The 12,500-nt window shown below is 70.1% G+C and carries 13 protein-coding genes; 7 read left to right on the top strand and 6 right to left on the bottom strand.

Translation table 11 applies throughout. The features are described from left to right. Positions 1-5: 5 nt before the first annotated feature. On the bottom strand, positions 6-164 hold the full coding sequence (locus FHX32_RS18730; protein WP_167184588.1) for a CGNR zinc finger domain-containing protein: 159 nt from the start codon (positions 162-164) through the stop codon (positions 6-8). On the opposite strand from FHX32_RS18730, the gene FHX32_RS18725 reads away from it, so the two are divergent. Beyond that, the gene (locus FHX32_RS18725; RefSeq protein ID WP_167184585.1) at positions 163-1,083 is read left to right on the top strand and encodes a ketopantoate reductase family protein; all 921 of its coding nucleotides are present in this window, start codon (positions 163-165) and stop codon (positions 1,081-1,083) included. The genes FHX32_RS18730 and FHX32_RS18725 overlap by 2 nt on opposite strands. A 166-nt stretch (positions 1,084-1,249) precedes the next feature. On the opposite strand, the gene FHX32_RS18720 is transcribed toward FHX32_RS18725, so the two are convergent. The 4 genes from FHX32_RS18720 to sigJ all read right to left on the bottom strand — a co-directional run bounded on the left by FHX32_RS18720 (position 1,250) and on the right by sigJ (position 4,292). Beyond that, positions 1,250-1,852 carry a dihydrofolate reductase family protein gene (locus tag FHX32_RS18720; RefSeq protein WP_167184582.1) on the bottom strand — a complete coding sequence of 201 codons (603 nt, stop codon included), beginning with the start codon at positions 1,850-1,852 and terminating at the stop codon, positions 1,250-1,252. Next, positions 1,849-2,718, bottom strand: a complete 870-nt coding sequence (locus FHX32_RS18715) for a metalloregulator ArsR/SmtB family transcription factor (RefSeq protein WP_167184579.1) — start codon at positions 2,716-2,718, stop codon at positions 1,849-1,851. Before FHX32_RS18715 ends, FHX32_RS18720 begins: the two co-directional genes overlap by 4 nt. 128 nt (positions 2,719-2,846) lie before the next feature. Further along, positions 2,847-3,251: a helix-turn-helix domain-containing protein gene (locus FHX32_RS18710; protein WP_167184576.1), complete on the bottom strand. Its 405-nt coding sequence runs from the start codon at positions 3,249-3,251 to the stop codon at positions 2,847-2,849. 105 nt (positions 3,252-3,356) lie between these two features. Further along, the gene (gene sigJ / locus FHX32_RS18705) at positions 3,357-4,292 is read right to left on the bottom strand and encodes an RNA polymerase sigma factor SigJ (protein ID WP_167184573.1); all 936 of its coding nucleotides are present in this window, start codon (positions 4,290-4,292) and stop codon (positions 3,357-3,359) included. Positions 4,293-4,445: 153 nt separating this feature from the next. Between sigJ and wrbA the strand changes: the two genes are divergently transcribed. Then, the gene (wrbA, locus tag FHX32_RS18700; protein ID WP_167184570.1) at positions 4,446-5,054 is read left to right on the top strand and encodes an NAD(P)H:quinone oxidoreductase; all 609 of its coding nucleotides are present in this window, start codon (positions 4,446-4,448) and stop codon (positions 5,052-5,054) included. A 100-nt stretch (positions 5,055-5,154) separates the two neighbouring features. Here wrbA and FHX32_RS18695 read toward each other — a convergent pair whose 3' ends face one another. Next, positions 5,155-6,174, bottom strand: a complete 1,020-nt coding sequence (locus FHX32_RS18695; protein WP_167184568.1) for an aldo/keto reductase — start codon at positions 6,172-6,174, stop codon at positions 5,155-5,157. Between the two features lie 123 nt (positions 6,175-6,297). On the opposite strand from FHX32_RS18695, the gene FHX32_RS18690 reads away from it, so the two are divergent. From FHX32_RS18690 to FHX32_RS18670, 5 genes are all read left to right on the top strand, one after another. After that, entirely contained in the window at positions 6,298-6,900 is a 603-nt protein-coding gene (locus FHX32_RS18690; RefSeq protein WP_208419061.1) for a TetR/AcrR family transcriptional regulator, read from the top strand. Positions 6,901-7,692: 792 nt separating this feature from the next. Then, positions 7,693-8,895, top strand: a complete 1,203-nt coding sequence (locus FHX32_RS18685) for a membrane dipeptidase (protein ID WP_167184566.1) — start codon at positions 7,693-7,695, stop codon at positions 8,893-8,895. Continuing rightward, on the top strand, positions 8,892-10,517 hold the full coding sequence (locus FHX32_RS18680; protein ID WP_167184564.1) for an ABC transporter substrate-binding protein: 1,626 nt from the start codon (positions 8,892-8,894) through the stop codon (positions 10,515-10,517). The genes FHX32_RS18685 and FHX32_RS18680 overlap by 4 nt, the downstream gene beginning before the upstream one ends. A 32-nt stretch (positions 10,518-10,549) precedes the next feature. Beyond that, the gene (locus FHX32_RS18675) at positions 10,550-11,503 is read left to right on the top strand and encodes an ABC transporter permease (protein WP_167184562.1); all 954 of its coding nucleotides are present in this window, start codon (positions 10,550-10,552) and stop codon (positions 11,501-11,503) included. 115 nt (positions 11,504-11,618) lie between these two features. Next, entirely contained in the window at positions 11,619-12,500 is an 882-nt protein-coding gene (locus tag FHX32_RS18670) for an ABC transporter permease (protein WP_486481176.1), read from the top strand.

The raw sequence follows: 12,500 nt of genomic DNA, 5'->3' as shown, positions 1-12,500 counted from the left end.
GGGCCTCAGCGTGCGGTGGCGCGCCGACGGTAGCGGGTCATCTTGTCGCGGCTGCCGCAGACCTCCATCGCGCACCAGCGGCGGCTGCCCGCCCGCGAGGTGTCCAGGTAGAGCAGCGTGCACGTGTGGCGCCTTGGCCGCCCAGCGGTAACCTCTCGGCGCATGAGGATTCTTGTGGTCGGGGCCGGCGCGACCGGAGGCTACTTCGGGGCCAAGCTCCAGCAGGCCGGGCGGGACGTCACCTTCCTCGTTCGGCCCAGGCGTGCCGACGTGCTGCGGGAGCGAGGGCTGCGGATCACCGGCCTGGGTGCCGAGACCGTGCTCACGCCCCGGCTGCTCACCGCCGCCCAGCTCGACGGGCATTACGACATCGTCCTCGTCTCGGTGAAGGCCACCGCGCTGCCGGCGGCGATCGACGACGTCGCCGCCGCGGTCGGCCCGCATACCACGGTGATTCCGTTCCTCAACGGGATGGCGCACATGGACGCGTTGAACGAGCGGTTCGGTGTGGACGCCGTGCTCGGCGGCGTGGTCCGGGTCCTCACCACACTCGACGCCTCGGGTGACATCGTCCGGCTGGGCGCCCTGGCCGAGATCGTGGTCGGCGAGCAGCGGGGCGGCACGTCGCAGCGCGTCGAGGAGATCGGCGGGTTGCTCTCCGGTGCGGGCTTCGACCTCTCCATCTCGCCCGACATCCGCCGTGCCATGTGGCACAAGTGGGTCTTCATCAGCACGCTCGGCGCGCTCAACACCCTGGCGCGCGGCTCCGTGGGCGACGCCGTGGCGGTTCCCGACGGCGACCGCCTCGGCGCGCAGATCGCAGCCGAGGTCGCGGCCGTCGCCGCGGCGGCCGGGTATCCGGTGCCGCAGCCGGCCCTCGACACCGTCCGGGCCTTCGTGACCCGCTCCGGTTCGGCCGACACCGCCTCGCTCTACCGGGACCTGATCGCAGGACAGCCGACCGAGGCCGAGCAGATCTTCGGCGACCTCACGACGCGGGCCCGGGCGCTCGGCGTACCCACACCGTTGCTGGACGCCACGACGGTGGCGCTGCGCGTGCACGAGCAGCGCCTCCGCGGATAGCCGCCACCGTGGACGGGAGCGGGGTCGACCGACGGCCGATAGAGTCCTCCGCCGGACCACCGCCGCGCCGGCACCACCCGCCCGCTCGGCGCGGGTGGTGCCGGCGCGACGTGGACGTCCTGCCGTGCCGGGGCGGCGCGCCGGCTGGGGACGTTGGTCGGCCGGCTCAGCGAACCCGGTCGTAGACGAGTGCCAGGGTGCCGTGCTCGCCCGCGGCCTGGCTGGCGAGCGTCCACCGCCCGGCGGGTAGGCCGTCGTCGAAGAGTCGCGGCCCGCCACCGAGGAAGACCGGGAAGATCGTCATCGCCAGCCGGTCGACCATGTCGGCCGCCAGCAGCGCCTTGATGACGCTCGCGCTGGAGACCACGAGGATGTCGCCGCCTCCGGCGGCCTTGAGGTCCGCCACCACCTCGGCGGTCGGCTTGTCGACGATCGTGGTCCGCTCCCACGGCGCCTCGCCGAGGGTGCCGGAGAAGACCACCTTGTCGGTGTCGACGAGCCACTTCGCGAAGCCCTCGTCACGCGGGTCGACGCCTTCGGAGCCGATCACGGTGGGCCAGAAAGCGAGGAACCCCTCGGCGTTGACCCGCCCGAGCAGGGCCGTCGTTGCCGGCTCCCAGAGGCTCGTCAGGTGGTCACGGGCGACGTCGGTATGGGCGTACGGCATCACCCAGCTCATGTCCTCCGGGTTGCGCGGCGAGGCGTAGTGGCCGTCGAGGGAGAGGGCGATGTTGGTGACGACCCTGCGGCCGGCGGTCTGCTGTGTCACGTCGTGCTCCTTGTGTCGGTGCCGGTGCCATCGGTGGCGTCGGCGTCGTGCGGGTCCGCGGCGAGAACCGCCGCGAGCTTGTCGAGGCTCTGGCCGAAGCCGATCTCGATGCCGGCGATGAAGTCGGCGGAGTCGACGGTGCTGCCGGTGAGCCGCCACCGGACGTCGAGGTCCGTGCCGGTGTCGGTGGGCCGGAGGTGGAGGCCGACGTGGGCGGTGAAGGCGAGGCCGCCGTCGGGAAGCAGCGGGGAGAGCCGGTAGATGAGGCGTTCAGCCGGGCGTACGTCGTCGACGACGCCCTCCGCGCGCCCGGCGACCAGGTCGGAGCCGTCGGCGTCCTCGGCGTCGCGGTACTCCTGGACGATCCGTCCGCCCGGTCGGGCCTCGAAGACGAGTTCGGAGACGCGCAGGCCGTCGGGGGTCCACCAGCGGGCGAGCAGGCCGGCCTCGGTCAGGTGGCGCCAGACCAGCCCGGGGTGCGCCGGCAGTGACCGGAGGAACCCGAACGAGCGGCCGTCGGCCCAGCCCGGCGCCGTCGCGGCGAGCCGCTCGGCCTGCAGGCTGATGCCGTAGCGGTCGTAGGTCGCGAGCGGGCCGCCGGCCTGGTCCGCGCTGTCGGCGAGCCGGCCGAGCGCAGTCGCCAGCTCCCGCAGGGCGTCGGGCCGGAGCGCGTAGATGCGGCGCTGGCCGGTGCGCTGCGAGGTCACCAGCCCGGCACGCTCGAGGGCCTGCAGGTGCTTGGTCGTCTGCGGCTGGCGTGCCCCGGCGAGCTTGGCGAGGACGCCGACCGGGCGGGGCCGCTCGGCCAGCAGGGTCACGAGCCGCCAGCGGGCCGGATCGGCCAGCGCGGTGAGGAGTGCGTCCACGGGTTCGAGTATTCCCGACAGGGAATATTCCTGTCAAGGAATAACTCGACCCCGTGGCGCACCGTTCCGTTCGGCTCCGCAGCCAGGCCTGGCTTTTCGTCGTCACGAGCAGGGCGGTGGCGCCCCGCTCAGGCGAGAACGGCTCTGGCCCGCCGCAGCACCTCGTTGAGCACCCGCGTGGTGGCGGCCACGTCGTCCGGAGGCAGGTCCGCCCAGACCGGGGCGACCCGCTCGGCGGTCTGCGCCTGGATCTGCGAGACGGCCCGCCGGCCGTCGTCGGTCAGCCGCCCGCCGCGAAGCAGCCCGGCCGTGGTGAGGTCCCGCACGAGCTCGCCGGCGTTGTCGAAGCGCGCTCTGTCGGCGACCTTCCGAGCGAGGTCGTCGCCGCTGGAGATCTCCTGCTCCAGCAGGCTCGCGAGTCGCAGCGTCACCCACTGCGGCTCGGTCAGCCGGTCACCGAGGATCGTGGTGAGGATGGCGTTGAGGGTCTTCTCGGTCTGTCCGATCAGTTGGGGACCGAAGGGGATGTGCATGGCGATCTCCCGGGATAATTGTTGGTGCGGCCAACGGTACAGGATGTTGGTCGCACCAACAACCCTTGTGCGGTTGCCGGTGGATCGATGGTGGGCAGGGGCGTCTCAGCCTGTCGTCCAGGGCCGGAGCTTCTCCGGGTTGAGGATCGCCCAGATGTGCTTGATCCGGTCGCCCGCGACGCGGAACGCGTAGACCGCCACCGGGACGCCGTCGAGCTGAGCCACGAGACCGGGCTGACCGTTGACGCTGCGCTCCACGATCGCCATGCCGGCCACCGGACCAGCCCGGTCGGCGAAGAAGCGCGCAATCCGCTCGGCGCCGTCAACCGGGCGGGGTTCGGACCGGACGAGTCCGCCGCCGTCGCCGGTCGCGGTGGCGTCGGGGGCCAGCAGGCCGACGAGGGCGGTGATGTCCCTGGCTTCCCATGCCTGCTTGAAGGCCCTGACGATGTCGGCCTGCTGAGCTGTCGGAGTCGTGGGCACCCGCGCCGCGCGAACGCGACGGCGTGCCGACGAGGCCAGCTGGCGACATGCCGCCGGCGTACGGCCGACGATCTCGGCCACCTCCGCGAAGGAGTAGCGGAAGACGTCGTGCAGCACGAACGCGACGCGCTCGGCGGGGCTCATCGAATCGAGCACGACCAGGAAGGCCATGCTGAGCGACTCGTCGAGGGTGACCCGGTCGACCGGGTCGACCGTGGCGTCACCCGGGCGCCCATGGATCCACCCCGGGTGCCCGGGTAGCGGCTCCGGAAGCCATTCGCCCACGTACCGTTCCCGCCTGACGCGTGCCGAGCGGAGCACGTCGAGGCAGATGCGACCGGCGACCTTCGTCAGCCAGGCGCCGGGGGACTCGATGGCGTCCTGCTGCTGCGCCGACATGGCGTACCAGCGGGCGTAGGTCTCCTGCACGACATCCTCGGCGTCGGCCAGGGACCCGAGGAGCCGGTACGCGAGACCGATCAGTTGACGCCGTTCGCTCATGATCGCGCTCAGGCCCGGATCGGGCCCGTCCTGTCCTGGCCGGGGTGGGGTGGTCATGGTGCCGCCAACTCCCTCGGTCGTTCTGCCTTCACCGGTTCGACGAGACAGCGCACCCGATTGTGCGGGCCGGCGCCCCGCCTGACATTCCGCCGGGTCGCGCCGTCGTACCGCTGAACGGCACCATCCTGGAACCTGAGGTGGAGAACGAGCATGGAACCCGTGAACGTGGCGATCATCTACTACAGCGCCACCGGCACCGTGTACGCCCTGGCGCAAGCCGCCGTCGAGGGCGCGGAGAAGGCCGGCGCGCAGGTGCGACTGCGCAAGGTCGCCGAACTGGCACCACCGGAGGCGATCAACGCCAGGCCGGAGTGGGCCCGGCACCGCGCGGACACCGCTGACGTCGCCGAGGCCGGTCTCGACGACCTGGCCTGGGCCGACGTGGTGTTGTTCGGCACCCCCACCCGCTTCGGCAACGTGGCCAGCCAGCTCAAGGCGTTCATCGACACCACCGGCCCGCTGTGGCTGCGGGGCGGGCTCGCCGACAAGGTGTACTCGGCCTTCACCGCCTCCAACACCGCCCACGGCGGACAGGAAGCCACCCTTCTGGCGCTGGGGAACGTCTTCCACCACTGGGGCGGCATCATCGTGCCGCCCGGCTACACCGACCCCATCCAGTTCCAGTCGGGCAATCCCTACGGCACCTCCCACGTCGCCGGCGACGGCCCGCCCGGAGACGTGGCCTTGCAGGCGGCCCGTCACCAGGCCCGCCGAGCCGTCGACACCGCAGCCGCACTCAAGGCCGGTCGCGCCGCCTGAGCCGCACGGTCCAGCTGAGCCCCGGCAGCCTGCCGCGTCAGGCGCGGGCGGCGGACCAGTTTGGCCGCCGCCCGCGACTGACGGCCGGCGTGACGAGCGGTCAGCGCCGCCGCAGCGCCGGGTCGAGCAGGGCGGGCGGGGTGTCGTGCTTCTCGTCGGGGGCGAGGTCGACGCCGGGGGCGACGATCGCGTCGATCGCGTCGAGCACGTCGCCGGAGAGCACGGTGTCGGCGGCGGCGAGCTGGGAGCGCAGGTGGTCCATCGTGCGGGGGCCGACGATCGCGCTGGTCACGGCGCGGTGCGAGGTGACGAATCCGAGCGCGAGCTGGATCATCGTCAGACCGGCCTCGTCGGCGAGCGTGGCCAGCCGCTCGACGGCGTCGAGCCGGGCCTGGTTTGCGGGGGTCGCGACGTCGAAGCGCTGCGGCATGAAGGCCGAGCGGCTGGTGGTGATCTCCCGGCCCTTCCGGATGGCGCCGGACAGCCAGCCCGAGGCCAACGGGCTCCACGCCAGCACGCCGAGCCCGTACTGCTCGGTGACCGGCAGTACGTGGGTCTCGATCCCGCGCTGCAGGATCGAGTAGCTCGGCTGTTCGGTGACGTACCGGCTCAGGTGGTTCTCCCGGGCGGCCCACTCCGCCTGCACGATGCGGTACGCGGGGAACGTCGAGGAGCCGAAGTAGCGGATCTTTCCCGCGCGCTGCAGGTCGGTCAACGCCGACAGGGTCTCCTCGTCGCCGGTCCTCGGATCCCAGCGGTGGATCTGGTAGAGGTCGACGTGGTCGACGCCGAGCCGGCGCAGGCTGTTGTCCAGCGCGGTCACCAGCCAGCGGCGCGAACTGCCCTGCTGGTTGCGCTCGTCGCCCATCGGCATGCCCGCCTTCGTGGCCAGCACGAGGTCGTCGCGGCGGCCGGCGATGGCCTTGCCGACCATCTCCTCCGACTCGCCCCGGCCGTACATGTCGGCGGTGTCCACGAGGTTGATTCCCCCATCGATGGCGGCGTCGACCATGGCGGTGACCTCGTCCTGGGTGGTACGGCCCAGGCTGCCGAAGTTCATCGCGCCGAGCACGAGCGTGCTGACCTGCACGCCGGTGCGGCCCAAGGTGCGGTACTGCATGGCTGTTTCCTCCGTCAGAGGTTGCGGGGCATGGCGGTGCGCCGCTCGCTCTGGCATGCTGAACAAGCGGAGCAACGTTCCGTTAAACAGAATACGGAACTCCGTTCCGTTTGCCAAGTGACGATGGGAGTGGGGCTGGTGGTCGACACCGACGGCGGTCCAGGGTCATCCGCAACGCGCAAGCGGGCCGACGCCCGACGCAACGAGAAGACGCTGCTGGACGCTGCCGCAGCCGCCTTCATCGCGTCCGGCGTCGACGTGCCCGTGCGCGACATCGCCGCCCGGGCCGGCGTCGGCGTCGGCACGATCTACCGCCACTTCCCGACCCGCGCCGACCTGATCGTCGCCGTCTACCGGCACCAGGTCGAGGCGCTCGCCGAGGCCGGCCCGACACTGCTGGCGGACAGCGCCGCACCGCACGCCGCCCTGGCGCGATGGATCGACACCTTCGTCGACTTCCTGGTCACCAAGCACGGCCTCGCCGAGGCGTTGCAGTCCGACGACGCCGCCTTCGAGGCGCTGCACGCGTACTTCCTCGACCGACTCGTCCCCGTGTGCGCCCAGCTGCTCGACGCCGCCGCGGCGGCCGGCGAGATCCGTCCCGACGTGGACGCCTACGAACTGCTGCGCGGCGTCGGCAATCTCTGTATCGGCGCGGACAGCAACCCCCGTTACGACGCACGGCGCATGGTCGGACTCCTGATCGCCGGACTGCGCCTGCGCTGACGGGGGTTCCACCGGTCGTGCCGCGCCGGCCCAGCAACGCGATCAGCGCCGCGACCGCGCCTCCTCCTGCCGCCCGGTCGCCGGCCCCGTCGCGCTCCGCCCGGCGTCCGCTCGCCGCGCCGTCCAAGCCTGAGCGAGCAGGAGGCCGAGCAGGACGAGGGAGGCGACGAAGCTCCCGGGCAGTGCCCAGAGCACGGACAGGGACGTCGCTGCCTTCGCCCCGACGCAGTCCGCCGGTGAGCCACTCGCTCCAGTAGGGGTGGCGGAGGAGCACCGCGGCGGGCAGGACGCCGATGGCCGCCAGCGACCGTCCCGCAGTCAGCGTGAGCTGTTTCCTGATCATGTTCCCGGCCTCGCTACCTCGCCCGGGCGACGCCTCCCCTCGCACGAGCGGACCCCTCCCCTCGGGGGAGGGAGCGGGCCCACGGCGGATGGCCCGGCCTGGAGGCAGCGACCGGGTGGATCACGTGACGGCGGCACTGCTGCCGGCCTGCCTTCCCCGCAGGCGATCGGCCGAAGTGGTCTGACCACTGGCTGAAATGGCGTGGCGGAGGGGGAGTTGGTGCTCTTCCTGTGGCTTCTCCGAGCCTCGGACGGGTCGGATTGATCCCGGTTGTGTCGGCGGCCGTGATGCCCAGAACCCGTCCCGACCAGCGGGAACGTCAGCGCTTTTCGATAACGGTCAGATTACGAGGTATTCCGAAGTCCGGTATCCCTCGATACCTTCCCAGCACGAGGCATGAGGTCAGACCTCATTCCTCAGGCCTCCTGACTTACGAGGTGAGTTGACGAGTGCAGGAACCCGCCCCCCGCTATGCCGGATACCGGTCCTTCGACTACCTGACGGCGCACGTTGACTACAAGGTCTTCGAGCTCGCGCCACAGATCGGCCGGGTCCCCGAACACGACCTCGGCCTGAGCGACGAGCAGCGAGCCCGGGTCTCCCGGCTGCTGCGCGAACACCTGGCCATCTCGCTGCACGAGCACCCGAAGATCCTGCCGGCCGACGTGACGCAGCTGCGCGACTACAACCGCACCGGCCGCAACGCCTTCGGGTTCGAAGGTCTGGCCCGGTCCGGTCTGACCGCGGTCTTCGACAACTTCATGAACGGCACCGGCTGCGTGACCAGCGAGCACGCCTGGAAGTGGGACGACGTCATCTACGACATCGGCCTGCGCTTCGCCGACGTCGCCAAGCAGGACCACGTGGTGGTGGCGACCACCCTGGAACAGATCTTCGAGGCCAAGCGCAACGGCCAGATCGCCCTGGTGGCCGGTCTGGAAGCGGCCACGATGATCGAGAACGAGCTGGACCGGATCGACATCCTCTACGGCTTCGGTGTCCGCCAGATGGGCATCGCGTACAGCCAGGCGAACATGCTCGGTTCCGGCCTCTCCGAGGACCGCGACGGTGGCCTGACCCACTTCGGTCGGCGTGCGGTGGACCGGATGAACAAGCTCGGCATCGCCATCGACATCTCGCACTCCGGCGACCAGACCTCGCTGGATGTGATCGAGGCCAGTCGGGTCCCGGTGTTCATCACCCACGCCGGTGCCCGTTCGGTCTGGAACACCCCTCGGATGAAGCCGGACGAGGTGATCCGGGCCTGCGCCGACCGGGGTGGCGTGATCGGCATCGAGGCCGCTCCGCACACCACCCTGTCGGCGGGCCACCCGCACCATTCGATCGAGTCGGTGATGGACCACTTCACCTACTGCGTGGAGCTGGTCGGCATCGACCATGTGGCGTTCGGTCCGGACACCAACTTCGGTGACCACGTCGGGCTGCACGACAGCTTCACCCAGCACCTGGCGATCGGGAAGGCCCACGGCGTGGTGGACCACCCCCGGGTGCCCTACGTGAGCGGCATGGAGAACCCGGCGGAGTGCTTCAGCAACATCGTCGGGTGGCTTGTCGCGCACGGCTACTCCGACGACGAGATCGCCAAGGTCATCGGCGGCAACATCATCCGGGTTCTTGAGGAGGTTTGGTGAAAAAGACAGTCAAGGGTCGGTGGCGGGTCGCTGTCGCGCTTGGCGTGGCGGCCGCGCTGGGTATCTCCGGCTGTGGTCTGAACGAGGGCAACTCGTCCTCCGGTGGCTCGTCGTCGGACGCGGTGTTGCGGATCGGTACCACCACCGACGTGAGCAACTTCAACCCGCTGCAGTCGCTGAGCAAGACCGACTCGTGGATTCTCAACGCGATGTACCCGCACCTGCTGCGGATCGACGAGAACGCGAAAAAGGCGCCGGAGCTGGCCAAGGAGTACCGCTACGAGGACGACGGCAGGACCGCTGTCTTTGTGCTGCGGGACGACTTCAAGTGGACCGACGGCAAGCCGGTGGTCGCCGAGGACGTCAAGTTCAGTGCCGAGATGATCATGAAGTACAAGCTCGGCAACGTCGCGGCGAAGCTGACCTGGGTCGAGTCGATCGAGGCGCCGGACGCGACCACTGTGAAGTTCAAGCTCTCCCAGCCGTACGCGCCGTTCGCCGAGGGCGTCGGCTTCTGGATGTCGATCGTGCCGAAGCACGTCTTCGAGCCGGCCGGCGACCTGTCCAAGTTCGCCAACGACTCGAACTGGGTCGGTGCCGGCCCCTTCGTGCTGGAGAGCGTGACCAAGGGTCAGCGCTACGTGCTGAAGCGCAACGAGCACTACCCGCTCGCGCCCCAGGGCAAGGCCGCGGTCAGCCAGGTCGAGTACCGGGTCTACCCGGACGTGAACACGATGATGCTGGCGCTGCGCAACGGTGACATCGACATGATGGGCACCCCGGTGCCGATCTCGGCGGCCAAGACGTTCGAGAACGACCAGAAGATCAAGCTGAAGAAGGTCGGCGCGCTCGGATTCGCGCACCTTACCTACAACACGAAGAACAAGTATCTGGCCGACCAGGACGTCCGGCAGGCGCTGTCGATGGCGGTCGACACCGAGTCGATCATCTCGGCCGTGCTCCAGGGCGACGCCCAGCGGATGGCCGGCCCGATCTCGCCGATCTTCTCGGAGTACGACAACACCGCGATCCAGCCGTACCCGTTCGATCCGGCGGGCGCGAAGGCCAAGCTGAGCGCGGCGGGCTACCAGGACGCCAACAACGACGGCCTCTTCGACGAGCTGAGCTTCGGCGTGGCGTGCGACCAGTCCAACGCGAACATGACGCGCGTGGTGCAGCTCTTCCGGGAGAGCGCGGCCAAGGCCGGCATCAAGCTGGAGAACGAGTGCGTGGAGCGGAACACCTTCCTCACCCGTACCAAGAACGGCGAGTACGACATCGACGCCTCGCAGTGGGGGGTGTTCGACAACCCGATGGACCAGCTGCGCAGCACCTACCTGTCCAGCAATCCGGGTGGCATCAACTACAACCTGCTCGAGTCGGCGGAGATGGACGCGTTGATCAACGACGCGGCCGCCACCACCGACCCGGAGGCGTTCCGCACCAAGATCAAGAACATTGACAAGGTCGTGCACGAGCAGGCGTACCTGACCCCGCTGTACGTGGAGAACTTCCGGTTCGCCTACAACGCCAGCAAGTTCACCGGCTTCGTCCCGTCGCCGTCGGACCTGCTCGGCATGGTCACCGCGTACTCGCTGGCTCAGGTCACCCCGGTCAAGTAACCCCCGAACCAGAGGGAAAGGAGGGGTCCCCCGTGGTGCGTTTCGTGCTCAGCCGGGCACTGAAGGCCGTCCTGACCATATGGATTGCGATCACTTCGACGTTCTTCCTGCTCCGGCTCCTGCCGGGGGACCCCACGACCCTCATGGTCGAGGGAGACATGACGCCGGAGATGCAGGCGGCGCTGCTCAAGACGTACGGCCTGGACCGTCCACTGTGGGAGCAGTACGTCTCGTACCTGCGCGAGCTGGTCCAGGGCAACCTGGGCATCTCGTTCCGGCAGATCCAGCCGGTAACCGACATCATCCTCGACCGGCTGCCCTGGACGTTGCTGCTGGCCGGCACCGCGTTCGTCCTCACCATCGCCGTCGGCATCCCGATCGGCGTGGCCGCCGCGGTCAACCGCGGCAGGTGGCTCGACCGCGCGTTGCAGGGCTTCGGGATCAGCGCGAACGCCCTCTTCGTGCCGAGCGTCGCCATCCTGCTGCTGGTCTTCTTCGGCGCCCGGCTCGGCTGGTTCCCGATCGGTGGGGCCGTCGACCCGGACACCCGCGGCGCGGCGGCCTACCTGAGCCTGGTCCACCACCTGGTGCTGCCGGTGCTGTCCCTGGTCCTGGTGCAGCTCGGCCCGTACGCGCTGACCCTGCGCACCAACATGATCGAGGTCCTCGGTGAGGACTACATCCGCGCCGCGCAGGCGCGCGGTCTGTCGGCCCGGCGCCGGGTCTGGAAGCACGGCCTGCGCAACGCGATCCTGCCGGCGCTGACCCTGATGGGTCTGCAACTGGGCACCCTGGTCGGCGGCGCGGTGCTGACCGAGACGGTCTTCGCCTACCCCGGGGTCGGCCGGCTGATCTACGAGGCGGTCGGGCAGCAGGACTACCCGGTGATCCAGGGCGCCTTCATCATGCTCGCGGTCACCGTGGTGATCGCCAATGCACTGACCGACATGCTCTACGCGGTCCTCAACCCCCGGATCCGGCTGTGAACGCGCGCGGCCCGGCGAGGCGCGCCCCCGCCCGCGCGACGACACGAATTGCCGCGAGCGCCCCGGACGGGGCGCGCCCGGACCCGTTCGCCGCCACCAACGAAGGGAGGGTGCTGTGAGTGCCCCCGTGCTGACCGAGCAGGCACTGCCGCCAGCCCCGGCCGCGCCCAAGCGGTCCTCCTGGTTCGGCTACCTGCGTCAGCCCACCGTTGCGCTGTCGGTGCTGGTGCTGCTCGTGATGGTGCTGATGGCGGTCTTCGCGCCGCTGATCGCCGACGAACCCGCCGGCGCCGGCCCGGACGTGCTGCAACCTCCGTCCGGGGCGCACTGGTTCGGCACCGACGACCTCGGGCAGGACATCTTCGCCCAAGTGGTCTGGGGCACCCGGACCAGTCTGGTGATCGGCCTGGCCGCCTCCCTGATCGCGATCGTGCTGGGCACCGCGATCGGCCTCGCCGCGGCGTACTTCCGTCCGTTCGACGCGGTCGCAACGGTGATCACCGACGTGATGCTGGCGCTGCCCACCCTGCCCTTGATGATCATGCTCGCCGCGGTGGTGAACCCGAGCGTCTGGACGCTGACCCTGATCATCGGATTCTTCGCCTGGCCCGAGGTGGCCCGGCTGATCCGGTCGCAGGGTCTGGTGATCAGCGCGATGCCCTACATCGACGGGGCCCGGGTGCTCGGCGCCACCGGCTGGCGCATCGTCACCCGGGAGATCCTGCCCGCGGTCGTCTCGCTGATGATCGTCAGTGTGCTGCTCACCGCCTCCCGGGCGGTGATCTCCGAGGCCGGTCTGAGCTTCCTCGGCCTCGGCGACCCGGACGCCTGGTCCTGGGGACGCATCCTGCTCAACGCCCAGCGCAGCGGCACGATCGCGATCGCCTGGTGGCAGACGCTCTTCCCGTCCCTGGCGATCTTGTTCCTGGTGCTGGCGGCGACCCTCGCCGGAACCCGGTTCAACGACACCCGTGACCCCCGCCGCAACGGAGGCTGA

The organism is Micromonospora sp. CNZ280 (genome assembly GCF_011759515.1).
Note: the sequence above shows the minus strand (reverse complement) of the source record. Positions and strands in the feature narration are given on the sequence as shown.